16 protein-coding genes, 1 tRNA gene and 1 riboswitch are annotated in these 26,307 nt (G+C 41.5%); of the genes, 7 read left to right on the forward strand and 10 right to left on the reverse strand.

The window, feature by feature from the left end; genetic code table 11:
• The first annotated feature begins 72 nt into the window (after positions 1-72).
• From ACQ93I_RS10390 to xth, 3 genes are all read left to right on the forward strand, one after another.
• Complete coding sequence (locus tag ACQ93I_RS10390; protein WP_431698483.1) at positions 73-1,209, forward strand: GAF domain-containing sensor histidine kinase; 1,137 nt, start codon at positions 73-75, stop codon at positions 1,207-1,209.
• A gap of 228 nt (positions 1,210-1,437) precedes the next feature.
• A complete protein-coding gene (locus ACQ93I_RS10395) occupies positions 1,438-2,598 on the forward strand; it encodes a PQQ-dependent sugar dehydrogenase (RefSeq protein WP_431698457.1) in 1,161 nt (386 codons plus the stop codon).
• A complete protein-coding gene (xth, locus tag ACQ93I_RS10400; protein ID WP_431698458.1) occupies positions 2,595-3,371 on the forward strand; it encodes an exodeoxyribonuclease III in 777 nt (258 codons plus the stop codon). Before ACQ93I_RS10395 ends, xth begins: the two co-directional genes overlap by 4 nt.
• A 252-nt stretch (positions 3,372-3,623) precedes the next feature.
• Here the strand turns inward: xth and metF are convergent, their stop codons facing one another.
• The 3 genes from metF to ACQ93I_RS10415 are packed head-to-tail and all read right to left on the reverse strand — an operon-like array spanning position 3,624 to position 8,833.
• Positions 3,624-4,580 (reverse strand): methylenetetrahydrofolate reductase [NAD(P)H], encoded by a 957-nt coding sequence (gene metF, locus ACQ93I_RS10405; protein ID WP_431698459.1) that lies wholly within the window; start codon positions 4,578-4,580, stop codon positions 3,624-3,626.
• Between the two features lie 38 nt (positions 4,581-4,618).
• Positions 4,619-7,810 (reverse strand): vitamin B12 dependent-methionine synthase activation domain-containing protein, encoded by a 3,192-nt coding sequence (locus ACQ93I_RS10410; RefSeq protein WP_431698460.1) that lies wholly within the window; start codon positions 7,808-7,810, stop codon positions 4,619-4,621.
• Between the two features lie 3 nt (positions 7,811-7,813).
• Positions 7,814-8,833, reverse strand: a complete 1,020-nt coding sequence (locus ACQ93I_RS10415) for a homocysteine S-methyltransferase family protein (protein ID WP_431698461.1) — start codon at positions 8,831-8,833, stop codon at positions 7,814-7,816.
• A gap of 49 nt (positions 8,834-8,882) precedes the next feature.
• Positions 8,883-8,984: riboswitch (SAM riboswitch) on the reverse strand.
• A 235-nt stretch (positions 8,985-9,219) separates the two neighbouring features.
• Here ACQ93I_RS10415 and ACQ93I_RS10420 point away from each other — a divergent pair.
• A tRNA-Ser gene (locus tag ACQ93I_RS10420) sits at positions 9,220-9,304 on the forward strand.
• 126 nt (positions 9,305-9,430) lie between these two features.
• On the opposite strand, the gene ACQ93I_RS10425 is transcribed toward ACQ93I_RS10420, so the two are convergent.
• Positions 9,431-9,712, reverse strand: coding sequence for a DUF4143 domain-containing protein (locus ACQ93I_RS10425; RefSeq protein ID WP_431698462.1), 282 nt, complete (start codon positions 9,710-9,712; stop codon positions 9,431-9,433).
• Positions 9,713-9,935: 223 nt separating this feature from the next.
• Complete coding sequence (locus ACQ93I_RS10430) at positions 9,936-10,364, reverse strand: DUF1801 domain-containing protein (RefSeq protein WP_431698463.1); 429 nt, start codon at positions 10,362-10,364, stop codon at positions 9,936-9,938.
• 509 nt (positions 10,365-10,873) lie between these two features.
• On the opposite strand from ACQ93I_RS10430, the gene ACQ93I_RS10435 reads away from it, so the two are divergent.
• The 3 genes from ACQ93I_RS10435 to ACQ93I_RS10445 all read left to right on the forward strand — a co-directional run bounded on the left by ACQ93I_RS10435 (position 10,874) and on the right by ACQ93I_RS10445 (position 16,803).
• Complete coding sequence (locus tag ACQ93I_RS10435; protein WP_431698464.1) at positions 10,874-11,194, forward strand: DUF6660 family protein; 321 nt, start codon at positions 10,874-10,876, stop codon at positions 11,192-11,194.
• An 81-nt stretch (positions 11,195-11,275) separates the two neighbouring features.
• Complete coding sequence (locus ACQ93I_RS10440; protein WP_431698465.1) at positions 11,276-15,631, forward strand: CusA/CzcA family heavy metal efflux RND transporter; 4,356 nt, start codon at positions 11,276-11,278, stop codon at positions 15,629-15,631.
• Positions 15,628-16,803 (forward strand): efflux RND transporter periplasmic adaptor subunit, encoded by a 1,176-nt coding sequence (locus ACQ93I_RS10445; protein ID WP_431698466.1) that lies wholly within the window; start codon positions 15,628-15,630, stop codon positions 16,801-16,803. The genes ACQ93I_RS10440 and ACQ93I_RS10445 overlap by 4 nt, the downstream gene beginning before the upstream one ends.
• A 409-nt stretch (positions 16,804-17,212) precedes the next feature.
• Here the strand turns inward: ACQ93I_RS10445 and ACQ93I_RS10450 are convergent, their stop codons facing one another.
• From ACQ93I_RS10450 to ACQ93I_RS10470, 5 genes are all read right to left on the reverse strand, one after another.
• On the reverse strand, positions 17,213-17,572 hold the full coding sequence (locus tag ACQ93I_RS10450) for a hypothetical protein (protein WP_431698467.1): 360 nt from the start codon (positions 17,570-17,572) through the stop codon (positions 17,213-17,215).
• 289 nt (positions 17,573-17,861) lie between these two features.
• Positions 17,862-20,681, reverse strand: coding sequence for a M16 family metallopeptidase (locus tag ACQ93I_RS10455; protein WP_431698468.1), 2,820 nt, complete (start codon positions 20,679-20,681; stop codon positions 17,862-17,864).
• 70 nt (positions 20,682-20,751) lie between these two features.
• A complete protein-coding gene (locus ACQ93I_RS10460) occupies positions 20,752-23,013 on the reverse strand; it encodes a Gldg family protein (RefSeq protein ID WP_431698469.1) in 2,262 nt (753 codons plus the stop codon).
• Positions 23,013-23,990, reverse strand: coding sequence for an ABC transporter ATP-binding protein (locus ACQ93I_RS10465; RefSeq protein WP_431698470.1), 978 nt, complete (start codon positions 23,988-23,990; stop codon positions 23,013-23,015). Before ACQ93I_RS10465 ends, ACQ93I_RS10460 begins: the two co-directional genes overlap by 1 nt.
• A gap of 28 nt (positions 23,991-24,018) precedes the next feature.
• Positions 24,019-26,286: a Gldg family protein gene (locus ACQ93I_RS10470; protein WP_431698471.1), complete on the reverse strand. Its 2,268-nt coding sequence runs from the start codon at positions 26,284-26,286 to the stop codon at positions 24,019-24,021.
• Positions 26,287-26,307: the final 21 nt, after the last annotated feature.

A 26,307-nucleotide genomic window follows, 5' to 3' on the forward strand; every position in this document is an offset into this window, starting at 1 on the left:
TTATAAAAAAATATACGTATTAAAGTAAATTCTCATCTCGATTTATCTGGTGATATAGCCGCCATAAATCAAATTTCGGTAGTTCCGCAATTACTGGAAGTTGTTTGTCGTACCACTAAAATGGGTTTTGCTGCTATTGCCAGGGTTACAGATGACCGCTGGGTGACCTGTGCCACACATGATCTTATCTCTTTTGGGCTCAAACCCGGAGATGAGCTGGACGTTGAAACTACTTTATGCCATGAGGTGCATCAAAACCGAAAGGCTGTGGTTATAGACAATGTGGCAAATGATACAAGCTACTGCAACCATCACACTCCAAAAATTTATGGTTTGCAGAGTTATATATCGGTGCCGTTGTACAGGAAGAATGGTGAATTTTTTGGCACGCTTTGCGCTATTGATCCAAATCCGCAGGAGATCAATACCCCCGAAATCACTACGATGTTTCAGCTTTATGCCGAGCTTATTTCCTTTCACCTTGATGCTGTAGAAAAAATTAAGCTTAGTGAAGACAATCTAAAGGAAGAGAAGGAAATTGCTCAACTTAGAGATCAATTCATTGCCATTCTTGGGCATGATCTTAAGAACCCCATTGCTACCATGCGCATGAGTGCCGACATTCTCCTCAAGATGTCAAAAGAGGAGTTCACCCTTCGCAATGCTGCCCTTATTAAGTCTACTTCTTACAGAATGCAGGCGCTTATTGAAAATATTCTCGATTTTGCCAGGGGGCAAATGGGAGAAGGTATTATTCTCGACAAAGAAAAGCATAACAACAGCCTGGAAGAATTGCTGAAGCAGGTTATAAAGGAGATGAAAGTATTAGCTCCCAACAGGGAGATCATCTTTAACTGTGAACTTGATCATGAGGTGAACTGTGACAAGAACCGCATTGGGCAACTACTTTCCAACCTGCTAGGAAATGCGCATGAACATGGTAATGCTGAAGCTCTGATTAAGGTAGAAGCCAGTACAAATGACCAACACTTCAAATTAAAAGTAACAAACTCGGGAGAAAAGATTTCTGACGAGGCCCTGACACATCTTTTTCAGCCTTTCTACCGTGAAGGAGAAGATCCCAACAAAAAAGGGTTAGGACTGGGGCTTTTTATAGCTTCAGAAATTGCAAAAGCGCACCATGGAGAATTAACAGTATCTTCAAACGAACAGGAAACTGTTTTTGTTTTAGAGATTCCGCTCGAGTAGCTCCTGAAGAAAACAGAGGGTCAAAAATGCCATTTTTAAGGCTGAATAATTTTGAACCGGCAGTTATTTCTCCTACAGGCTTCCACTGTCAATTAGTGTCCATTTCTCACTTCCCGGCTCGCAAGATCATAAAAACCTATAAAGCTTCAACACGCTGTGTTAAGTCTTTATTAATCAGCTTGTAAGCAGGCGCAACTCTTTTTATCTTAGGTAGGTAAAAAAATTGCTATGAGAAAAAATACAAAATCACAGGCTGTTGCAATCCCTCTTGCGGGGCAACAAAAAATTCTAATTACATTTTTCACCCTTCTACTGTTCAGTCTTACAGCTTTGGCACAAAAATCTACTGTAAGAACCGATGCAGGTGATGTGAAGGTGCGCAAAATAGTTGAAAATCTTGATCATCCCTGGGGAATGGCATTTTTGCCAGATGGCAGGCTGCTGGTTACAGAAAGAGCGGGAACAGTCCGTATCCTGAAAGACAGCACACTTTCAGAGCCACTTTCGGGCACGCCTGAAGTTTTTGCGCAGGGACAGGGAGGCATGCTTGATGTAGCTTTACATCCAAATTTTAATGAAAATCAATACGTTTACCTCTCTTTTGCTGAACCCGGAAACAATGGCACAGCTTCTACTGCACTTGGTAGAGGAAAACTTGAGGGAAATTCAATCAAAGATTTTGAAACCATTTTCCGCATGGAACCAAAAGTTGAAGGCCCTAATCACTTTGGAGGCCGGATTCTTTTTACTGAAGGAAATGACATTTTTCTCACCCTTGCTGAAAGATTCAAGTTCGAGCCGGCTCAGGATCTTTCAAGTCACCTCGGAACCGTGGTAAGACTGGAAGATGATGGAACTGCTTCTGAAGAAAACCCAACTTTCAATGATGCCAACGCTCTTGCTGAAATATGGTCTTACGGACATAGAAATATTGAAAGTGCGGCCATTCATCCCCAAACCGGAGCCCTTTGGGTAGCCGAAATGGGACCCATGGGCGGTGATGAACTGCAGACAGCAGAGGCCGGCAATAATTACGGCTGGCCCGTAGTGAGCTGGGGAGATAACTACGACGGAACTGAAATTCCCAGACCTACTACCCGTCCCGAATTTGCAGATGCAGTAATTCACTGGACACCCACTATTTCCCCTTCCGGAATGATCTTTTACGACGGAGATCTTTTTCCTGAATGGAAGAACAGCATGATGATTGGTGGGCTTACCTCTGCCGGAATTGTACGGGTAGACGTGAACGGTGATAACGCCGAAGAAGTAGAACGCATCCCACTTACCACAAGAGTGCGTGATGTAGAACAGGGTCGCGATGGCAGTATTTGGGTGCTTACAGATGAAGATAACGGTAAGATCCTGCAGCTTAAGCCTCTAAAATGAGGATTGCCACCTACAATGTAAATGGAATTAATGCCCGCCTCCCTGTTCTACTGAAATGGCTGAAGGAGACAAATCCAGATGTGGCCTGCCTTCAGGAATTAAAAGCCCCCGATGAGAAAATTCCGAAACAGGATATAGAGAAAGCGGGTTACACTGCAATATGGCACGGTCAAAAACGCTGGAATGGTGTAGCCATCCTCGCGAAAAACGGACTTGAAATCGAGGAAACCGGCCGAGGACTTTCCGGCGAACCCGAAGATGAACAAAGCAGGTATATCGAAGCCGTGGTGAATGAGATCACTATTGGCTGCCTCTACCTCCCAAATGGAAATCCGGCACCGGGACCAAAGTTCGACTATAAAATGCGCTGGTTTCAACGCCTCTCAAAAAGAGCAAAAGAGCTACTGGATAGTGACGTTCCTGTAGTTCTCACCGGAGATTATAATGTAATACCTACCGAAAAAGATGTTTATAAACCTGAACGATGGATTGATGACGCCCTTTTTCGGCCCGAGGTACGGGAAGCTTTTCATGAGCTCGTGGTGCAGGGTTGGACAGATGCAATAAGGAAATTATATCCCGAAGAGACCATTTATACCTTCTACGACTACTTTAGAAATGCCTATCAAAGAAATGCAGGCCTTCGTATAGATCACTTTCTTCTGAATCCGCAACTTGAAAAGAAACTTAAAGACGCCGGAGTAGATAAGCACGTTCGGGGATGGGAAAAGTCCAGTGATCATGTTCCCGTTTGGATTGAACTGTCAGAATGATTTTTTTTAGTTGCTCCTTGCTTCATTTCCCCGGAGAACTACAACCTACAAATAATTGCAAAGGGGAAAATGTCCAGGTCTAAAGAGATTTCTCCTTCGTCGGAATGACATATAAAATTGTCATTCAGAAGCTTTTGCGGAGCGAAGAATCTGGCAGTTCTAAAGTATTTACAACAGAGATACACTCTAATTTCATAAACAAGAGGATCCAAAAATGGCATTTTGGAGCCTCTCTCTACATCTCATCTCTTTCTAGAAAACCTGCGAAGCAATTGCTTTGATATTTGAACTCTTGCCCATAGAGTAATAATGCAACACGGGAATACCTGCAGCAACCAATTCCTTGCTTTGGGCTATGCACCACTCAACCCCAACCTGATGGACTTCTTCATTGTTCTTACATTTCTCTACCTCCCTTGTCAGGTCGTTGGGCATATCTACATGAAACCGGTGCGGTATCAAAGTGAGCTGCTTTTTGGTGGCGATAGGCTTAAGCCCCGGTATTATTGGCACTGTGATCCCACTTTCCCTGCAATTTTTCTCAAATTCGAAGAACTTTTGATTGTCGAAAAACATCTGAGTCACTACATACTCGGCGCCGGCTTCGATTTTAGTCTTTAACCGCTGAATATCTTTTTCGAGACTTGGAGCTTCCATGTGCTTTTCAGGATATCCTGCGACGCCGGCACAGAAGTCGGTATGATGGCCATTTTCCAAAGCTTCATCGAGGAACTGGCCGCGATTCATAGCCGAAATTTGCTCTACCAGCTCATTGGCATAGTTGTGGCCCTGAGGATCGGGTGTAAAATAGATCTCACTTTTTACCGCATCCCCTCTAAGTGCCATTACGTTCTTGATTCCGAGAAAATCGAGGTCAATCAGGAAGTTTTCGGTGTCTTCTTTCGAAAACCCCCCGCATAAAATATGGGGCACGGCATCTACTTTGTACTTACTCTGTATGGCCGCACAAATACCGACTGTACCTGGCCTTTTTCGCACCACTCTTTTTTCCAGCAGCCCCTTTGCCCGCTCGATATACACATATTCTTCGCGGTGGTAAGTCACATCAATAAAGGGTGGCTTAAACTCCATTAACGGATCTATACCATCAAAAATTGACTGAATATTTTGCCCTTTTAGAGGGGGCAGGATCTCGAAGGAAAAAAGTGTCTTATCTTTGGAAGCACTTAAGTGTTCTGTAATTTTCATTTCTTGTAATTCTTTAATTTCAGGAGATTTGGATTCATTTATTCATCGGCAATAGCAGGACGCAGCCATTTTTGAGCTTCTTCAAAGGTTATGTTTTTCCTTTCAGCAAAATCGGCTACCTGGTCATTGGTGATCTTTCCAACACCGAAGTAGCGGGCCTCTGGATGCGCGAAATAATATCCACTCACACTGGCAGCGGGCCACATGGCAAGGCTTTCTGTGAGCTTCACCCCTATTTTCTCTTCTACTTTTAAAAGTTCCCAAATGGTGGTCTTTTCAAGATGATCTGGGCAGGCAGGATATCCCGGTGCCGGACGGATTCCTTTATAGCTCTCTTTGATCAATTCCTCATTACTCAGGTTCTCGTTGGGGGCATAAGCCCAGTCTTCAGTACGTATTTGCTTGTGCAGATATTCCGCAAATGCTTCTGCAAGACGGTCAGAAAGGGCTTTAATCATGATGGAATTGTACTGGTCATGCTCTTCTTCGAATTTCTTTGCCAGCTCATCGGTTCCGAAGCCGGTAGTAACACAGAAGCAGCCAATGTAATCCTGAATCCCCGATTCTTTAGGTGCAACAAAATCGGCCAGAGCAAAATTAGGTTTCCCTTCATATTTACTCAACTGCTGCCGAAGGGTCCTAAAAATGACATTTTTGGCACCCGCTTCTTCAACCTTAACTTCAATATCATCATCATTTATGGTGTTTGCAGGGAAAAGTCCGTAGACCGCTTTGGCCTTCAGCAATTTATCATCCAGGATCTTATTCAGCAGTTCTTTGGCGTCTTTAAAGAGGGATGTAGCCTGCTCGCCCACCACCTCATCTGTAAGAATAGCGGGATATTTCCCATGCAATTCCCAGCTTCTAAAGAATGGCGTCCAGTCAATGAATGGGATCAGCTTTTTTAGCTCCAGATCTTCGATTACCTGCACCCCCGGCTTATTGGGTTTTATGATTTCGCTATTATCCCAGTCGATTTTATACTTATTCTGTCTTGCTTTAGAAATACTTAAATATTCCTTGACCTTACTTCTCTTTTTAAAGTTCTTCCTGAAGGTGTCGTACTCCGTTTTAAGATCGGACATATACTTTTTCCTGGTCTCTATTTTCAATAGATCACCAACTACAGTCACTGCTCTAGACGCGTCGTTGACATGAACAACCGCCTGGCTGTACTGCGTGTCAATTTTGACCGCAGTGTGAGCTTTGGAAGTTGTGGCACCACCAATCAACAGCGGAACAGTAAATCCCTGTCGCTCCATTTCCTGAGCGAGGAAGGCCATTTCATCAAGAGATGGGGTGATGAGTCCGCTAAGGCCAATGGCATCCACATTTTCGGCTTTGGCGGTTTCAATGATCTTTTCGGGTGGAACCATCACTCCAAGGTCGATGATCTCATAATTATTACAGGCCAACACCACGCTCACGATATTCTTCCCAATATCGTGCACGTCACCTTTAACCGTGGCGAGAAGGATTTTGCCAGCGCCTCCGTGCCCCCCTGCCCCCTGAGGGGGAGTGGAGGCGCCCCTTTCGGGAGTGCTTTCCAATTCTTTCAGAATTGTTTGGAGAACTAGCTCCAGGTTCTCTTTTACCTCTTCATTCCTGAATCTAATTACCCGGAAACCCTGCTTATTTAGCCATTTAGTACGTTCTTCATCACTCTTTTTGTTTTCGGGTCTTTGGTGAATGAGTCCGTCTAGTTCAATAATCAACCTATACCTAAGACACAGAAAATCTGCAATGTAAGGCCCGATGATGTGCTGCCTTCTGAATTTATACCCCTCCAGCTTCTTATCTCTTAAAGCCTCCCAAAGAATCTGTTCTGCAGCAGTCGCTTTTTCATACCGCATTTCCCTCGCAAACTTTTTCATGGCAGAATACATCTGTGGATCTGCCGTTCTCCAGTACTCCTCTCCTTTGAGCACTTCTCCCCGGCCCTTTTCCCCCTCTGGGGGCAAGGAGGCAGCGGCTTTTTTCTCCTCCTCAATATATGGCAGCAAATGAGCCACAGCTTTTTTCATTACCCTGGCCGACTTTACTACCTGGGGCAGAAACATTTTTCCGCTTCCGAAGAGATCACCCACCACATTCATTCCGGTCATTAGCGGACCTTCTATGACATCTAAAGTACGGGAAGAATTGGCTCTTGCCGCCTCTACATCTTCTACAATATACTCGTCCATACCTTTTACAAGGGCATGTGTAATGCGTTCCTGCAGCGGCTTTTCTCTCCAGGAAAGATCTGTTTTGCTTTCTTTTGCTGTACCCACAACAGTCTCGGCGAAGCTTAACAGGCGTTCTGTGGCATCATCCCTGCGATCGAGGATCACATCTTCAACATGCTCCAACAGGTCTTTAGGAATGTTGTCATACACCTCCAGCAGCGCCGGATTCACAATTCCCATGTTCATCCCGGCTTGAATGGCATAATAGAGGAATACGGAATGCATGGCCTCGCGCACCGGATCATTCCCACGGAAAGAGAAGGAAACGTTGCTCACTCCGCCACTTAGGCTTACGTAAGGGAGGTTTTCCTTTACCCAGCGCGTAGCTTCTATATAATCTATCGCATTGCGGCGATGCTCTTCCATACCCGTACCCACAGGAAAAACATTGAGATCGAGGATAATATCTTCGGGTGGAAAACTGGCTTTTTGAGTCAGCAGGTCGTAGGAACGCTTTGCGATTTCAATCCGTCGTTCATAATTGTCGGCCTGTCCTGTTTCATCAAAGGCCATCACCACTACAGCCGCTCCATAGCGCCTGATCTTCTTTGCATGGTCAAGGAATTCTTCCTCCCCCTCTTTTAAACTTATGGAATTCACCACACATTTTCCCTGTACCACCTGAAGCCCTGCTTCTATGATCTCCCATTTGGAACTATCGATCATTATTGGAATACGGGCAATATCGGGTTCGGCGACAATGAGATTCAGGAATTTAACCATGGCCTCTTTTCCGTCAATGAGTCCGTCGTCCATATTCACATCAAGGATCTGTGCTCCGCCTTCGACCTGATCTCGCGCAACCGAAAGAGCCTCGTCATATTTTTCTTCCTTGATCAACCTCAGGAACTTTTTGGAACCTGCGACATTCGTGCGTTCACCTACATTGATGAAGTTGGTGTCGGGAGTGACTACCAGTGGCTCCAGGCCCGAAAGTTTTAGATATCGCCCCTGCTTACCTCTCAAAAATGTGCTTTCAGGCGTACTTTTTTCTGCAATCATGATCTATTCGGTTTCAGGTTGAATGAATTCCTTTTGGAATTTTCGTGGTTGGTAATCTTTAGCTACTTCAGCAATAGCTTTAATGTGTTTTGGAGTAGTTCCGCAGCAACCTCCAAGAATATTTACGAGTCCGCGGGAAAGATATTCCCTAATTTGCTCTGCCATTTCACGGGGGCTCTGATCGTATTCCCCAAAAGCATTAGGCAGCCCGGCATTGGGATAAGCCGAGACTCCAAAATTGCTTTTTCGGGCCAGAACTTCCAGGTGAGGGGTGAGTTGCTTGGCCCCCAGCGCACAATTGAAGCCCACGCTGAGTAGCGGAATATGAGAAATGGAGATAAGGAAAGCTTCGGCTGTTTGTCCGCTCAGAGTTCTTCCGGAAGCATCGGTAATTGTCCCGCTAATCATCACCGGAATGTCAACAGCGAGCTCTTCCTTTAGCTCTTCTATGGCGAAAAGAGCGGCTTTGGCATTAAGGGTATCAAAAACGGTCTCCACGAGCAGCACATCCACTCCGCCATCGATCAAGGCTCTTGCCTGCTGTTTATAAGCCGCAGATAATTCGGTAAAGGAAATGGCCCTGAATCCCGGGTCATTAACATCGGGAGACATGCTGGCAGTTTTATTGGTAGGGCCTATAGCGCCGGCCACAAAACGGGGTTTTTGAGGATTTTGCTGAGTTACTTCGCGGGCCACTTCTTTTGCAATGCGGGCCGACTCATAATTGAGCTCATAGACCAGCTCCTGCATCTGATAATCGGCCATGGCGATAGTGGTGCCCGAAAATGTATTGGTCTCCACAATATCTGCTCCCGCTTCGAAATACTTGCGGTGGATCTCAGCAATGGCTGCGGGCTGAGTGATGGATAGGAGATCATTATTCCCTTTGAGGGAAACCGGCCAGTCGGCAAAACGTTTTCCGCGGAAATCTTCTTCGGTGAATTTATATTCCTGCAACATGGTACCCATGGCACCGTCGAGGATCAATATTTTTTCTGAAAGCAGGTCTTCAATTTTTGACATTTGTTTGCGCAATAAGGCTATCAAAAAAGAAGACGGGAAAGAATTCTTGTTGTTATCTATCCACGTTGCCGTGGTAGAACGTAGCACCTTCTCCAAAGGAGGGTTGCTAAGGTTTCACCGGGTCTAATCCCTCAACCTTTCTTGATAACTCGTTTAGTAAAAAATGAACTATGGCAAAGATATTTATTAATGTGGGAAATCCAAATGCGGTCGGCAGAAAACCCATAAGTCTACTATCCCAAGTAAGGCAAACAGGATTTGAATTTTTTTTCATGTATAAACTACTCCCTTTAAGATTGTTAGCCTAACAACTGAAACTTCTTCTTTTAAAAAGTGAATTTTATTGTTTAATATTTAAAAAAGCTTTTTATATTTGCATCCGCTAAGGAGAAATGGCAGAGTGGTCGATTGCGGCAGTCTTGAAAACTGTTGAGGGTAACACCTCCGGGGGTTCGAATCCCTCTTTCTCCGCTAAAAAGCCCCGTAACACTAGTGTTTACGGGGCTTTCGCTTTTTGGGTGCCAGAATGGTACATTGTCAAAGTATTGCGCATCGTTAATCCAGACGCTACTGATTTCCCCCTAGACATTCGTGATTTCATTTTAAAAAATCTCTAAAATTTTCTCTGTTAATAACTTTTACTTCGGCATTATCAGCTTTTGTAAAAGTCTTCGGAACCTTTACTTTACTTTTTGAATTCGATTTGACTTCAAAGCCTTTTAATGCTCCAGCTTCCTCTTCTACATCATCAATTTCCTGTTGCTGTACCGTTCTCCAAAAATATCCTTTGGCTAATGAACCATTATAGGCATTGTACTTTAAACGTTCGGCTATTAAAAAATTCTCCCAGAGATTTCCTTTATCCTGGCGGATATTCATCTGGTTTAAATCACCTCGTAGAAATAAATTTTTTTAATTATTTGTAAAATCTATTAATCTTTCGATTTTTGGTATGATGCGCAACGCCTAGTACTTAAAATTCAATCGGTTACGAGTCTCAAAACTTTAGTTTATCCACAGAATTCGATGGAAAACTATAAGCTTTTCCACTACCATTCCGTTTATTTTTTACACTGTTGTGCACTGGCTTTTTTATTTCAGTTTAAATTCCCAAAGTAAGCTGCTCCTTTACATTGTGATAGTTCAAAGAAGCCCTAATACATTCTTTTAATTCCAATTCCGGGATTTTCTGGTTTAATTGAAAGACGATTGCTCGATTTCCTTCATATTGAAATTTGTGGTCAAAAACTAATCTGAAGGTATCAACCAATTTACTCGTGCATTGGAAATACAGTGCATATTGGTCAGGAGTTTTTTCTTTCCAATCCATTCGTAAAGTGCTGCCATTTTTAGTGACAAAACTGGGTTCGCCCCATTTCAAAGTTTCTTCCAAAACGGTTACACCTTCCGTTTCTTCTGCTGTTTCAATTACTAATTCCCGTAGATGTTGCATTTTATCCCTAACAAAGTCGGGATAATTCGCAAATACTGTTTCTACTTTAGGGTCTGTCTTTAATGTCAATTTAAGCATCTGGTTAATTTTCATACCTAATAGCAATTTACTTCCGCATCAGAAAAATTTGGTGCTTTTCTCAAAAAAACAAAATTATCTTTATAGGTTGGTCTAATTCTATTTCAAATATTTTCGCCCATTGGTTAATAACCAAGTCCTGCATAAAGTTTCCTTTGGTTAACTAATTTGTGAATTCTTCAGCGTCTTTCCCGTGTCTAAGATAAAATTACCATTTGCTGTTAAATCAAATGATTAAAATTAGATAAAATAAATTTCTATTTTGAACTGGAGAAGATAGATCTTCCTGGTAGAGAATTCATAATTGTCAGTAACAATATGGTATTACATTATAATGCCAATTTATTTAATAGCCCTCTTTAACCATTCACTTTAGCTAGAATATAATTCACGAAAAGTGAAATCTTTAATCTCCATGAAGAGCATGAAGCTTCATGGAGGATTTTACCCAAGGGGGATTTTCTACCATTCTTTCCACCTTTTGCTTATCTTTTTCCTAGTTTTGCACAGTGAAATTTTTCGCAATTATATTATCCTTTTATTTCCTGGGGTTGAACTTTATACCCTGCGATGACATAGCCGCGTCTGAAAGTCAGGATACTACCGTCGTTAGTTTGGAAGTAGATCAGGATCAGCAAGGAGATCAGCATGGAACTTCTGATGACTGTCCTCCTTTTTGCCAGTGTCACTGCTGCCATGTGCATGTGGTGAGATTCGAAACAAGTAGCTTCGAAGTATTTGAGCAAAAAACACCCTTTTTGACACCTCTGTTTGGCGAGAGTGCAGGTAAGGAAATTGCCTTTTCTCATTTTCAGCCTCCCCGTATTTAATTCAGTTTTAGGATAGCTATATCCTTTTGTCACTGGCTCCGACCAGAGAATTTTATCACAAACTGAATTAAATTATCATGTATGATTAATAAGATCATTGATTTTTCGATCAATAATAAATTTATTATTGGTCTCTTAACCGTGGTGCTCATTGGTGCAGGGATCTGGAGCGTTTTTCAGGTACCGGTAGATGCCCAGCCAGACATCACGAACAACCAGGTGCAGGTGATCACCCAGGCACCCAATTTAGGAACTGAAGACATCGAGCAGTTCGTCACCTACCCCGTGGAAATTGCCATGAGTAATTTGCCCGGCGTCACAGAGATACGTTCGGTATCGAGGTTCGGACTTTCCGTAGTAACCATTGTCTTTGAAGACGATATGGGTACTTATCTCCCCAGGCAGTTAGTAGGTGAAAAGCTGAATGCCGTAAAAGATGAAATTCCCGAAGGTTTTGGACAACCTTCCATGGGACCTATTTCTACCGGACTGGGGGAGATTTATCAGTACACGCTCGAAGTAGAAGAGGAATTCAAAGATGACTACTCCCCTACTGAACTCAGAACAATTCAGGATTGGATTGTACGCCGACAAATGGCAATGGTACCGGGAGTTGTGGAAGTGAACGGGGTTGGCGGAATGATCAAGCAATACGAAGTTGCTGTAGACCCGGATGAACTTAAGGCTATTGGACTTTCCATTTCTGATGTTTTTACCGCCCTCGAAAATAACAATCAGAATACCGGCGGGGCTTACATTGAAAAAAACCATCAGGCAAACTTCATTCGGGGCGAGGGCCTTGCCCGAAGTGTGGAGGACCTGGAAAAAATTGTGGTCACCACTTCCGGCGGAGTACCTATAACTATTGCCGATGTTGCTGATGTTCGAATAGGAAGTGCCGTACGTTATGGGGCCCTGACAAAAAACGGACAGGGAGAAGCCGTTGGCGGAATGGTAATGATGCTGAAAGGAGCCAATTCCAATGAGGTGATTGACAATGTAAAAAACAGGATCAAGCAGATCCAGAAATCCCTTCCTGAAGGAGTGTCCATAAAGCCATTTTTGGATAGAAGTGAACTTATTAGTGACACTACTTCCACAGTTACGAAAAACCTGCTCGAAGGAGGATTGATCGTGATCTTTGTCCTGGTGCTGCTCCTTGGGAACTGGCGGGGAGGTTTAATAGTTGCCTCCACAATTCCGCTCTCCCTCCTGTTTGCTTTTATTCTCATGAACCTTTTCGACGTTTGGGCAAACCTGATGAGCCTGGGGGCAATAGATTTCGGGATCATAGTCGACGGAGCCGTGATCATTGTAGAAAGTACCGTTTTTACGATTCATCAGCGCATGAAGAAAAGAGGCGAATTAAATAAATCTGAAAGAAATTCAATCGCCTCCTCTTCTGCAAAAAAGATGATGAATTCTGCCTTTTTTGGGCAGCTTATAATACTCATTGTTTTTCTTCCAATCCTCGCTCTGGAAGGTGTTGAAGGCAAGATGTTCAAACCAATGGCTCTTACCTTTATTTTTGTCATGCTGGGTGCAATGATCCTGTGTTTGACTTACGTGCCGATGATCTCTGCGCTCTTTCTGAAGGAGAGTAAGAAACGAAAGAGATCCTATGGCGATAAATTTGTCGGCTGGGTTCAGAATAAATATGAGCCTCTATTAAACAAATCCTTAAAAAGAGGAAAAATAATGCTTGGCACCGCCATAGCCTTTTTCGCTTTGGCTGCTTTTATGTTCACCAAAATGGGAGGGGAATTTATTCCGCAGCTCGACGAAGGGGACATAGCTTTTCACATTATCCTGAAACCGGGAAGTTCGCTTGACGAGGGAATTGCAACCTCCACAAGAATAGAACAGCTTCTTCTGGACGAGTACCCCGAAATAGAACAGGTAGTCACCCGGTTTGGAGTTTCTGATGTCCCCACAGATCCTATGCCTATGGACATTGGAGACAGTTTTATAATTCTGAAGGATAAAGATGAGTGGACTTCTGCCGATTCTAAGGATGAACTTATTGCAAAGATCAAAGAAACCATAGAGATTATTCCCGGCGTTAGCTATGAATTTACTCAGCCAGTAGAAATGCGGTTCAACGAACTTCTTACAGGTGTTCGAGAAGATGTTGCAGTCAAACTTTATGGTGAAGATCTGGAGGTTCTGGCAAGTAAGGCGCAGGAGATGGGTAATATTATTGCTACGGTAGAAGGCGTTGCCGATATGAAAGTAGAGGCCACAGCCGGATTACCGCAAATAACGGTCAACTATAACAGGAATAAAACTGCGCAATACGGTTTACAGATCAAGGAGCTGAATTCCCTTATCCAGTCTGCTTTTGCAGGCGGAGATGCAGGAGTTATTTTTGAAGGGGAAAGGCGGTTTGACCTGGTAGTGCGACTACAGGAAGAGGAAAGGACGAGTATAGAGAATATTAGGAATTTATACGTAACCCTGCCTTCAGGTAGCCAGATACCGCTGAAAGAAGTAGCTGAAATAAGTTATCAGCCCGGCCCGATGCAGACCAGCAGAGATAACACCAACCGTCGCACCTACGTGGGAGTCAATATCCGGAATCGCGACGTAAAATCTGTGGTGGAAGATATTCAGACCAAACTGGACGCTGAGTTTGAACTACCACCCGGTTATTACATTCGCTACGATGGAGCTTTTGAAAATTTTGAACGGGCAAGCAAAAGACTGCAAATGGTAGTCCCTATTGCCCTGCTCCTCATTTTTATCCTGATCTTTTTTGCTCTCAAGTCGTTCAAGCAAACCACCATGATCTACATAGCCATTCCACTTGCAGCTATTGGTGGAATATTTTCTTTATGGCTGCGGGATATGCCCTTTAGCATTTCTGCCGGGGTGGGCTTTATTGTTTTGTTTGGGGTGGCTGTTTTAAATGGTCTTGTACTTATAAGCAGTTTCAATGAATTAAAAGAAGAAGGTGTGAAAAATCTAAATGAAAGGATCAGTCTTGGAACAAGAAGTAGAATCCGGCCTATTTTGCTTACGGCTCTTACCGATGTGCTTGGTTTCCTGCCTATGGCAATTTCAAGCTCTGCGGGTGCAGAAGTGCAACGACCCCTGGCAACTGTAGTTATTGGAGGGCTGATCACCTCTACCCTGCTCACATTGTTCATTTTGCCTATTCTTTATAAATGGGTTGAGTCAAGGTCGGGTAGGATGAAATTTAAACCCGCAACAGGTGGATCTTTTGCGCTTATCCTAGTTCTATTCCTTTTACCAGTCGGTTTGAATGCTCAGACAACTGAATTATCTCCGCAGGTAAGTCAGGAGGAAGCCGTTGCCCTGGCTCTTCAGAATTACCCACTTCTAAAAAATGAAAAGTTGAGAATTGAACGGGAGCAGGCAATGAAAAGATCTGCCTGGGATCTTGGGGAAACCGAAGTATTCACGGGTGGAGAAGAGCTTGGAGAAGCAGGTGGAATATACACCACGGTCGGGGTTCAACAGCAGGGAATTAATTTATTAGGAATACCTTCTAAACACAAGCTTTACAATCAAAGGATCGCGCTTGCCGAAGAAGCTTTTGAGCTGTCTCAACTCCAGGTGGCACAGGAGGTGAAAATAGCCTGGAGTCGTGCCTTTTCCGCAAAGCAACAGTATCTGTTATTTCAGGAACTGGATTCCCTGTACCAAAAATTAGAACAGGCAGTTAGTCTGCGGTACGAGGTCGAGGCCATTTCGAGATTAGAAATGCTGACAGCCAAAAATAAGATCAGCCAGATTTCAATTGATTTGCAGGAGGCCGAAATGGACTATTTAACAGCCGTCCAAAAACTGAATCTTTGGCTGGGAGATGATGAAGTCTATGACGTTCCGGATGATTTTAATGACCTTCGGGAGGATGAAATTTTCCTTACCGGAGATCTGCCTGAGGATCACCCTATTTTGGAAGTTTCTGAAAAGAAGGTCGCGGTGGCGGAAGCTGCTTATGCTGCAGAAAAGGCTAATTTCTTTCCCAATTTCAGTGTTCAGTACGGACTTCAAAAAGTGAATGGAGCAACCGGTTTTTATAATTATCAGGCCGGAATATCTATTCCAATCCTTTCCGGAGCTGCACACGGAGAAGCTAAAGCGGCAAAAATAGAAAAGGAAATTGCGCAAAGAGCTGCCGGTTTTCAGAAAGTCCAGATAAAATCTGATTATGAAATCGCCTTCAGAAACTACAAACGTTGGAAATCTTCATGGCAGTTTTACAGGAATGAAGTCCTTCCCTTGCTGAAGGAACAACGGGAGGGCTCTTTACTTGCCTTTAATGAAGGTGCCATTGAATATGTGGCTTTTATTCAGAATTTAGACAATGCAATGGAGTCAGAAATCAAAGCGCTCGAGGCTTTTGAAAATTACCAGATAGCCCTTGCAGAATTACAATTTTACCTAACAGGAAAAAAACTAAAAAGATGAAATTTCAAACACTATATATACTTCCGTTTCTCCTCCTATTGTCTTGCGGGGGAAATGCTGAAAAAGAGGGGAATCTGAAAGAAGAAGCCGGTGAACCTGCTAAAACAGAAGCCGTCAAGGAAGCTATGCTTTCACAGCAGCAGTTCGATGTACTCGATATGAAAATTGACAGCCTCACAACCAGGTTAATGAGCGGTTATGTACAGGCAAATGGAGAGCTCGAAGTCCCTCCTCAAAGTGAAGCTGCAGTTACTCCTGTAATTGGAGGTAACGTATCATCAATAACAGTAATCGAAGGAGATGAAGTTAAGCGTGGAGATGTCCTGGCATTTATTGAACACCCGGAGATCATCGAAGTACAAACACAATATATGAACGCTCTGAATAGCCTGAATTATCAGGAAAAAGAGTTCCAAAGACAAAAGAAGTTGTATGAAGCCGGAGTGGGCTCAGGACAGACTTTTCAACGTGCCGAGGCAGAATTTCAAAGCCTGAAAGGACAGGTTGCAGGGCTCAAGGCTCAACTCCAACAATTAAATATTAATCCTGAAGCTATTCGGAATGGAAATATTCAGCAAAGGATTCCGGTTAGAAGTCCGATAGATGGCGCTGTTCAATCTGTAGATATCAAAACCGGCCAGTTTGTACAGGCGCAGTCTGAAATGTTCCACATAATCAATACGAAGGATGTTCATGTAGACCTTATGGTCTTTGAAAAAGATGTTGCCAAAGTAGAAAAAGGACAGAAAGTATTTTTCACTATCGAATCCTTACCTGGAACTGAATTAACTGCGGAAATCATTTCTGTAAGCAAGAATTTTGAACAGGATCCTAAAGCCGTGCATGTACATGCGGAAATCATCGACAGACCGGAGAATCTGGTGCCGGGAATGTATGTAAGGGGACGAATTGCGGTTGATAATCAACAAACAACAGCCCTACCCGAATCTGCCATAGTGAGAGAAGGGGAAAAATTTTATGCTTTTACAGCAGAAGAGGAAGGAGACGCATGGAGCTTTAGACCTGTAGAAGTTATTACCGGGACTGATAAAGGTGAATGGGTTGAAATAAAGCTATTAAAAGATTTGCCAGAAGATACCAGATTTGCCTATAATAATGCCTACTATCTAATGGCAGAAATGCAGAAGGGCGAAGGCGGACACAACCATTAGAATTAATGAACCTGAAGGAATATTCATCAAACTCATTATTCCATAGAAGAATGAGTTTGATGAATAAATTTGTGGAATTATGATGAATGATCAAAACAGGAGCTTTATGATCACCTAGATTTAAGAAATATTTTCAATTACTGCTGTTTTAGCTACTCATTGGGGCGCTGAAAATCTGTTCTAAGAGAAAGGCTAGGGTCCAATTTGGCGACATTAAATTAATCATTGGGGGTCTAAAAAAATATTGAGTATCATCTAAGGTATAAAATGACGATGACTAAGACCAATTTAGTGGTTTCTAATCGACACCCATTATAAGGTAACTGATGGAATATGTTATAAAGGAAAGAAATTAAAAGGAGAATATTGCAAGATTAATTTTGAAGAAACCTATCGGAGAGGTTAAGCACTACTTAGAGTCTTTTTCCGAGATTTCACCTTTCAAATTAAAACTAAAGCTTAGATTATCTCTATTCAGATAAATGATATCGTTTTGGCCAGTGTCAATTTTCGCAGGTGAGGTCTTAAAATAATCAAGCTGCCGTACCTCAATTACCTCGAGCTGCAAAGTGTCCCGTAGCCCATCTTTCGTAATTATTGCGTACGAAAAAGGATCTTCTGAAACATCTATCACAAACTTTAAATCATTGTCCAATACAATCTCCTCAAATGGTTTTTCTAATTCTTCTTCAGGGCTGCAACTATAGATAAGTGCTGCAAAAATTGGTAAAATTAGGAGGCTTTTGTTGAAAAAAAATTCTTTTGTCACGGCTGTTTTCATAACTATGGATTATTATTCGACATACAATTAAGCAAATCTAAATTAATGAAATCCAATGAACTCGATGAAAATTTACCAATTTAATTTTTAAACCTGTTAATTATAGACAAAAGTTAAAGCCAAAGTCTTACCTCCGGCTTTAGTTTTGAATGAGATCACTTTGACACAAGAAGGCTTAATCTTTCTCAGCAATTTTTGATAAGTTCCGCCAGCATGAGCATAACAGAGATACGTTATTTAATATCATTTTAATTTCCTGATATTACCATATGACATTTTAAATATTATTCTCTGGCAACAACACAAGTCGGGCAGAATTCTCTGTAGAAAGATATTTTTTTGATGCTTTCTTTAATCTTGAAAGAGTTAATGCTTCCAAGTAAGAATTATAGTTTTGAATATAGTCCATCTCAATTTCACCCTGGTATACATTCTGAATATAATTCAGCCAATAACTATTAGATCTCAGTTGTGTCTCTTTTTGTCGTTGTTCCTGAGCTATAAACTTATCCAGTTCATCCTGGGTAGGTCCCTCTCTTCTTAGAAGTGCAATTTCATCTTTTGTGGCCTCTATGAGTTCATCTACACGTTCTGGCGCACAACTGAAAGAAATAGAGAATAAATAATATGAAGATGGAATTTTTACTTTACTAAGTCCTACTGAGGGACTGTAAACCCCACTTTCTTTTTCTCTTAATCTTTTTAGAAGTTTTGTCTCCAGAGAAGATTTAATCATATTGAGTTCGGTATTATTCATCTGCTCATATTCATACTGATCATGGTAGGTAAGAACCACTACCGCCTTTTCCTCTAGCCCTCGATGAACTACCCGGGTAATATTTCCTGGAATAGGTTCGATACCTACATCTCTAAAGTCTTCTTTGCTATTGGTTGCAGGTAGTGATCCAAGATAGGTCTCCAAGAGAGGTATTATTGAATCCTTTTCAAAATTACCTACAAATGTGAAGGTGAAATCACTTGCATCTGCAAACCTTTCAGTATAAAAATCGTAAGCTTCCTCAAGGGAAACCTTGTCAATATTTTGGAGTGAAAGCTCTGTAGCCCAAGGCCCATTACCCTGCATTACTGCATTAATAGTATCCTGAAAAACAGACATTGGATTGGCCGACTTACCTTCGAGGGATACCCTTGTATTTTCCAGGATTCTCTTAAAAGGAATACTATCTTTGCGGGGTTTTGTGTAAAACAAATAGATTAATTCAAGAGCAGTTTTAAGATCTTTTGGAGAAGAGGATCCTTTTATTCCCTCAAAATAGGTGCTGATAAAAGAGGAAATAGAAACTGTTTTCCCTGTTAGCATCTTATCTAATTGAGTCGAAGTATATTCCCCAATTCCGGATGAAGAAATGATTCCAGCTGCCATTTTTGAAGAGTGTAACTCATCCTCTGATGCCAGAGAATAGCCTCCCGGACTAAAAGAAGAAAACAGGATTTGATCATTCTTGAAATCTGTAGGTTTTAAGATCACCTGTACTCCGTTCGACAATTCTATTTCCGTAGTTCCATTGACGGCATGTTCTACTGATTTTAGCACTTTTGAACCGGTAAGAGCTTCATTAACCAGGGGACCATCCACGAAGTCGTCTTCATATGCGGAGATTTCTCTTTTACTGTTTACCCACTCAAGCAGGTCCTGTTCTGTAGGAAGAAGTTCTTTATCTTTTTCGGAAGCCTGTACCAGAATAATCTGTTTCCTTTCTGTGACAAAACTATCAGCCATTTGATTTACCTCTTCCAGGGAGATTCCAGCCAGATAGGTATTATAGAAATCCAAAGAGTAGTCCATATCAATAACGGCTTCTCCTTTAGTGAAATGTTCCACAAGCTGATTAACATAATGTTTAGAGGAAGTTTTATCTTTCTCTGCATGACTTTTGATCACAGATGTCATAAAGCTCTCTTTCACCCTATCGAATTCTGTCTGGGTAAATCCATATTGTTCCATAGAATGCACTTCATCCATGATCCCTTCAATAGCATCTTTTAAAAGGCCTGGTTCTTTAGCCACCACCTGTAGGGTAAAAGCATCTAAATTAGCAATTCCTCCCTGATATGAGCCGTAACTGGCTCCTGCATTTAAATAAGCTGCCGATCCACTTTGGATCTTTTCACTAATTCTCCTGGACAGCATACTACTTACAGCACTTTTGATTACAGAGTTCCTAAAATCTTCTGTATTAGTTGTAACAGTAGCAGGGTGTTTATATATCACAGAAGCTACCGTGTAAGGAAACTCGGGATCTGTAACTATTTTCACCAGTGGTTTTTCGTTGGAAGGAATATCATAATGTTCTTTTTTTGGCTTCCCATTGCTTTTAGGTAAACCGGAAAAATTCTTCCTAATCAATTCCTCCACCATTTTGACATCAAAATCTCCCACAGCAATGACCGCCTGTAAATCTGGCCTATACCAGTCCCTGTAAAAATTCTTTAGGGTTTCGTAATCAAAATTCTCAATGATTTCTATTTCTCCAATAGGTAACCTGTCTTCATATCTCGAATCGGCCAGTAAAACTGGAAGTAATTGTTTACTTATTCTTTCTGAAACGTTCTTTCCTCGCTGCCTTTCTTCTGAGATTACAACTCCTCTTTCTTTATCAATCTCCTCATTATCAAAGGTGATGTTCCCCGCCCATTCCGATAATATTCTAAATCCCGATTTGAACAGCTCCGGCTCATCTGTGGGTAAAGGAAGTTGATATACAGTTTCTTCGAAGCTTGTATAAGCATTCAAATCTGCTCCAAATCTTATCCCCGCTTTTTGCAGATAATCTATAAGCTCATTCTTCGGAAAACTCTTTGTTCCATTGAAAGCCATGTGCTCAGTAAAATGCGCTAATCCCTTCTGGTCATCATTCTCCTGAATAGAGCCTGCCTTAAGAACCAAATACAATTGGGCCCTCTTTTGTGGCTCAGAATTTTTCCTTATATAATAAGTAAGGCCGTTGTCCAGAACCCCAATTTTTACTTTAGGATCCATTGGGATTTCTTCAACTTTAATAGATGAAGTGGTATCCTGTGCAAGTAGACCTGAGGGTAAACTGGCCAGTAGTAGCGTAAATAGTATTTTTTTCATAGTTATTCTTTCATCAAAAGCAGAATTCCCACTTCTGAATTGTCATTTATTTTAAATTTAGAAGGTGCTTTTATCGCCTTTTTCTCCTAATGAGAATGAACATTCCTAGTCCCCCTAGAACAACTGGAATAATACCCGTATAAAATCCTTTGAGCCATTGTATTTCAAATCTTGAAAACTTGATAACATTATCAATAGCCGCCTTTCTTGCAGTATTAACCGGGTATTCCCCATCGCTAAACCATCTGAACATTCTTATAACAAAACTTGAGTTTACTGACCTGGGACTATTTCGGTTCATTTCTGCATTACTCAGAAAGTCGGCATCTCCTATCACCATGATCTTCTGTTTATGTTCATTCAAATCTCTTTCTAAAGCAAGAGCTACCGGAGCCAGAACTTTTTGATCTGTTTCAGGATTAAATCTAACCTTCTCTGTATTCAGGTCAAATTCTTCTATTTTATTCCAGGTAGCGGTGTGGTCGGTAATGAGAATTGGAGTCACTTTGAATTCTGTAGAATCAGATACCTGAATGGCCATAGCATCTGGCATGGTAACAACAGCATCATCATAAAAACCATAACCAAGCTCCCTGGCCTGGGGCGTGAAAACTGCCTGAAGCAGATCTGGTTCAAAATTTTTGGTCTCTTGCAATAGTGTTCCCGGTGCAAAAGCCATTCCCAACTCCTGGAGAATTGGGTTCAATAGAGATTGTCTTCCAGGTTCTCCTGCAATTAACATATTCCCTCCTGCCGCTATGAATTCCTGAATTTTCTGAATCTCCCGTTGAGTATATGAACTTTTAGGGTCGGAAACTATAAGAACTTCAATATCCCGGGGAATCGAATCAATCTCATCGATTAGAATGTCAGAAACCTCAAAACCCTGATTTATTAGTGAACCTCTGATATTAACACCTTTGGTGATTATTTGGTATCCGGCGTCCTCCATGCTTTCAGATTTTCGCTCATTATTTCCCTGTAGTAGACCTACTCTTGCCGGTCCAGAGATTAATCTTTTTATAGCTGCTGAAATTTCTGATTCACCCGGATAGACATACATATCATCAAACATCCTCAAAGGTGTTTGCTCCCCTTTATATTCCATGAACCGGACCAGACGATTGTTTTCGGGAACCAGGTCTTTGGTTTTCTTAATTTCCTTAGGAGGGAGCATTTCATCAAAATCAAATTTATGAGCAGAAGCTGCCTTTTTCGCTTTCTCCAGAAGAGTAGTTGTGGTGTCGTTATACTGTAGGGTATCATAGTATACTACATAATTCATTTCCATTTCAGGCATGAACCTACGGTATTGTTCAAAACGGTTAAGATCACTAATTCTATTCTCGGGAGCTCCATAAGACGCACTGCGGTGAACTGCATTGACGTAAGTATTGAGTACTATAGGTTCCTCCAGTTCACTCACGAGATCTTGAGAAGTCTTGGTAAGGGTTCTGTCTTTAAAACGGGTTGTGTCGTAATAAGCATTAATTGCAGGCAAAGAAGTGATATAACCTATGGCAACGACTAATATTATTGCCGTGCTATATCGAACAAATTTAACCTTCTTTGATCGAGTTTCTCTTTCATCCTGAAGTTTAATAATAGTAAGCGCTAAAAAGAGACCGGTCACCAGAAGGAAATAAATGAGATCTTTTGAACTAATAAGTCCGTTTACAAAGTTGTCTGCTCTTCCTGAAATTGAAAGCCAGTAAGCAATATCCCGAATAAAATCATAGGCCTGACCGACCTCCCCAATAAAATTGAAGAAGGCTAAAACTGCTAAAGTATTTATTGCGGCTACTACCTGGTATGAGGTTAAAGTAGACATGAATAAACCTATGGCTGAGTAAGCCAACATCAATAAATAAATTCCTAAAATACCACCTAGCACAAACTTTATATCCAGGGCCTCAATAGAAATCATTCCGGCACCTATAAACGTACCGAGAACCATTGCCAGTAATAGGGTATAAACCATCATTGAAAGAAACTTACCCATAACCATTTGTGTCACAGTAACCGGAGAAGAAAGCAATAGTTTTATAGAACCACTACTGGTCTCCCTACTAAATAATCCCATTGTTAGCAGAGGGATGTATAAATATAAATTCTTCTGAACCGTTGCGAGAATCCCTTCCTCTCCTGCAAATAGAACTTTACTCATAGGGGGTAACTTTCTTCCTAGTTGTTGGTACGTTTCCTGGCTATAAAGAAGTTCGGTAAAAGTTAAACCCGTCTGAATAATAAAAATTATGAGCACCAGCCATGCTATAGGGGAAAAGAACATGATAGCCAGCTCCAAACGGGCTATTCTAAATATTTTTTTCATTAAATGGTTTTTTGATTATTTATTTGAAGTGCCTCATACTCTGCTCTCTCCTGTTGTGGACTTTTGGACAATTGAGCAAATACACCATCTAATGATGCCTTTTCTAAGTAAATCTCAGATAGAGCCCAATCATTTTCTACACTGACTTTAATTAACCTTTGAGTGATTCCGGTCTCCGAGATAAATTTCAAGCGCACCCGGGTATTATTAATAAAATCAACATCTGTAATCCCCTGAACCTCCAGCAACTTTTCCTTCGAAGGAGGACGTTCAAGCTCCATGATTAAGGTATCTGGCTCTATGTAATTATTAAAGGCATGTAGTGTATCCTGGAATACTACCTGTCCATTTTCTATCATTACTATATCATCACAGGTGGCCTGTACCTCAGGAAGTATGTGAGTAGATAAAATTACTGCCCGCTCCTCTGCGATCTCTTTTATCAATTTTCTCACTTCCAAAATTTGATTAGGATCCAGCCCATTGGTGGGTTCGTCCAGAACAACAAGCTTTGGGTTATGAATAATGGCCTGAGCCAATCCTACACGCTGCTGGTACCCTCCGGATAAATTACTGAGTATTCTATTACTAAAGTGGGTAATTCCACATTTTGCCTTCGCATATTCCAATGCATCCTTTATATCCTTCGAAGGAATAGATCTCATATGAGCACAATGAACGAGATACTCATCTACTGTAAGTTCAAGGTGGAGTGGTGCCTTTTGTGGTAGAAAACCTATTAAGCGCTTGGCCTCTACAGGGTTTTCACGGACATTAATTCCATCTATAAAAGCCTCTCCTTCAGTTTGGTTAATTACTCCACATAAAATATTCATTGTAGTAGATTTTCCAGCCCCATTAGATCCTAATAGTCCAAGAATTCCTTTGTTCGAAATCTCAAAAGAAATATTTTTTATAGCCCAATCTTTACTATACCGGTGGGAAAGGTTTTTTATCTGTGCAATACTTTTTGACATTTTGCTAATATTTTTAAATATGAATTCCTTATTTTCTTTTCCTGTTCACAAGAGTGAAGGCTCCTGCAAATCCAAGTACAACCGGTATGCCACCTATAAAAAGCAACTCAAACCATGATATTCCTTCCGTTGAAACCTGAATGGTGTTATCAATAGGTTCCGGACGTGATGTATCAACGGGAAATTCCCCGTCACTAAACCATTTAAACATTTGAAATGTGAATTCGTAATTTCTGGGTCTTAGATTAAACCTTCCCAACTCTCCATTACTCATAAAGTCCGCATCTCCAATCACCACTATTTTCTGTTGTTTATCTTCAAATTTCCGGGTAACAGCAACTGCTAACGGAGCTTCGCTTCTTAAATCTGTTTGAGGATCAAATACAATGGTATCAGTTTCAAGATCAAAATTTCCAGACTTGTTCCATACGGCATCCGAATCAGCTTTGAGTACAGGTATTACATTAAATTTCTTATCGGAATTAATAGAAATTCCCACTGCGCCAGGTAGACTTATAACATGTTCATTTTCGAACTCTATTCCTATTTTGGATGCCTCTTCAGCAACTTCAGCCTGTATCAAATCCAGCTCAAACTTTTCACTCTCCTGCAGTAACATTCCTTCTTTAAAGGTGAGGCCAAATTGTTCGATGATTGGATTTAGGAGAGATTGTTTTCCCGGTTCCCCCGCGATAAGCATATTACCGCCTGCTTCAACATAATTGTTAATTTTCTGCGCCTGTTCCTCAGAATATGTATTAAAAGGATCTGCGATCACCAAAGCAGCAAGATCTATAGGAATTTCTTGCACACTGTCAATGGCAATTTCTACAACATCAAACCCTTTGTTAATAAGAGCTCCTCGAGAATTATTTGTATTGGTCAGATCTTTATAAGACCTGTCGCCGGTGAGGTCAATTCGTCTTTCATCATTTCCCGAAAGGACTCCTACAACCGGAGGTTCCTGTAAGAGACGTTTTATTGCAGCTGAAATTTCTGCTTCTTCAGGGTATGTCACCATATCAAAAAACATTCTGAGAAACGTGCTCCTACCCTCGTATTCTACAGTTCTTACAAATAGGTTGAGTTCGGGCACCAAGTCGATTTGCTCCCTTATTTCTTCCGGAGTGAGAAGATCCTCGAAATCATATCCATAAGCAATTGCAGCCTGCCTACCTCTTTCTTCTAAAGTTTTCTCTGTACTATCCCTACTGTTAAGGGAATAATCGTAATAAGGAACATACCTCATTTCCAAATCCGGCAGAAATCGTGTGTACTTGTCAAACTGGTTGAGGTCCATGATCCGGTATTTGGGAGCCCCCACATTTGCCCAAACATTTAATACATTCACATATGTGGTAATTGTGAGAGGCTCTTCAAGTTTTTCAAGAAGTTCCTGACTGTTTTGCGTTAGGGTTTGCTCCTTAAATCTGGTAGTGTCATAATACACATCGAAAGCCGGCAGTGAACTGAAATATCCTATAAACAAAACCACAATCACTACTAAAGCATACCGGGTTGCCATTACCATTGAAGACCGAATTTCTCTACCACTGTTTAATCTCATAATAGTAAGGAGGAGGAACAAACCTATCACCAGAATAAAATAGATAAGATCTTTAGTACTGATGAGACCATTTATAAAATTGTCTGCTCTCCCCTGAATGGATATCCAGTAGGTTATATCTCTTACATAATCTATACTTTGCCCAATTTCACCAACAAAATTAAGGGCTGCGAGAACTGCTAAAGTACTAACGGCTGCTACGACCTGGTAGGAAGTAAGGCTAGACATAAATAGACCAATAGCGGCATATGCGCAAATAAGAAGGTACAATCCCAGAATTCCCCCAATTAAGAATTTAAAATCAAGGTTCTCAATGAAAAAGGCTCCGAAACCTACGATCAACATTAATACAAGCACTAACAGGAAACCGTAGAGCATCATGGAGAGGAACTTACCCAGAATTATCTGTCGATTAGTGACAGGAGAAGAAAGAAGAAGTTTTAGGGATCCACTACTCAACTCACGACTCATTAGTCCCATGGTCAATAAGGGAATATACAGGTATAGCTTATTCTGCACTGCGGCAAAAAAGCCTTGATTCCCTCCAAAGATGTCCATGGTCAATCCCTTCACTGGGTATCCCAGTTGTTGCTGAGCTTCACGGGCTTCGAGAAGTTCAACAAAGTTGACTCCACATTGAATTATAAATATTATTAGGATTAACCATGCAATTGGAGAATAGAACAAAAGGCTCAATTCCAACTTGGCTATTTTCAGTATTTTCTTCATTAATAGGTGAGGTTAGGATGT

Origin of the sequence: Salinimicrobium sp. WS361, from assembly GCF_050750585.1 — a bacterium.
Classification (GTDB): domain Bacteria; phylum Bacteroidota; class Bacteroidia; order Flavobacteriales; family Flavobacteriaceae; genus Salinimicrobium.

Excerpts from the sequence above, each read along its gene's own strand:
- metF (WP_431698459.1), bottom strand. The coding sequence starts at position 4,580 with ATGAAAATTACAGAACACTTAAGTGCTTCCAAAGATAAGACACTTTTT.
- ACQ93I_RS10395 (WP_431698457.1), top strand. The coding sequence starts at position 1,438 with ATGAGAAAAAATACAAAATCACAGGCTGTTGCAATCCCTCTTGCGGGG.
- ACQ93I_RS10470 (WP_431698471.1), bottom strand. The coding sequence starts at position 26,286 with ATGAAGAAAATACTGAAAATAGCCAAGTTGGAATTGAGCCTTTTGTTC.
- ACQ93I_RS10445 (WP_431698466.1), top strand. The coding sequence starts at position 15,628 with ATGAAATTTCAAACACTATATATACTTCCGTTTCTCCTCCTATTGTCT.
- xth (WP_431698458.1), top strand. The coding sequence starts at position 2,595 with ATGAGGATTGCCACCTACAATGTAAATGGAATTAATGCCCGCCTCCCT.
- ACQ93I_RS10410 (WP_431698460.1), bottom strand. The coding sequence starts at position 7,810 with ATGATTGCAGAAAAAAGTACGCCTGAAAGCACATTTTTGAGAGGTAAG.
- ACQ93I_RS10455 (WP_431698468.1), bottom strand. The coding sequence starts at position 20,681 with ATGAAAAAAATACTATTTACGCTACTACTGGCCAGTTTACCCTCAGGT.
- ACQ93I_RS10430 (WP_431698463.1), bottom strand. The coding sequence starts at position 10,364 with ATGCTTAAATTGACATTAAAGACAGACCCTAAAGTAGAAACAGTATTT.
- ACQ93I_RS10425 (WP_431698462.1), bottom strand. The coding sequence starts at position 9,712 with ATGAATATCCGCCAGGATAAAGGAAATCTCTGGGAGAATTTTTTAATA.
- ACQ93I_RS10440 (WP_431698465.1), top strand. The coding sequence starts at position 11,276 with ATGATTAATAAGATCATTGATTTTTCGATCAATAATAAATTTATTATT.
- ACQ93I_RS10465 (WP_431698470.1), bottom strand. The coding sequence starts at position 23,990 with ATGTCAAAAAGTATTGCACAGATAAAAAACCTTTCCCACCGGTATAGT.
- ACQ93I_RS10460 (WP_431698469.1), bottom strand. The coding sequence starts at position 23,013 with ATGAAAAAAATATTTAGAATAGCCCGTTTGGAGCTGGCTATCATGTTC.
- ACQ93I_RS10415 (WP_431698461.1), bottom strand. The coding sequence starts at position 8,833 with ATGTCAAAAATTGAAGACCTGCTTTCAGAAAAAATATTGATCCTCGAC.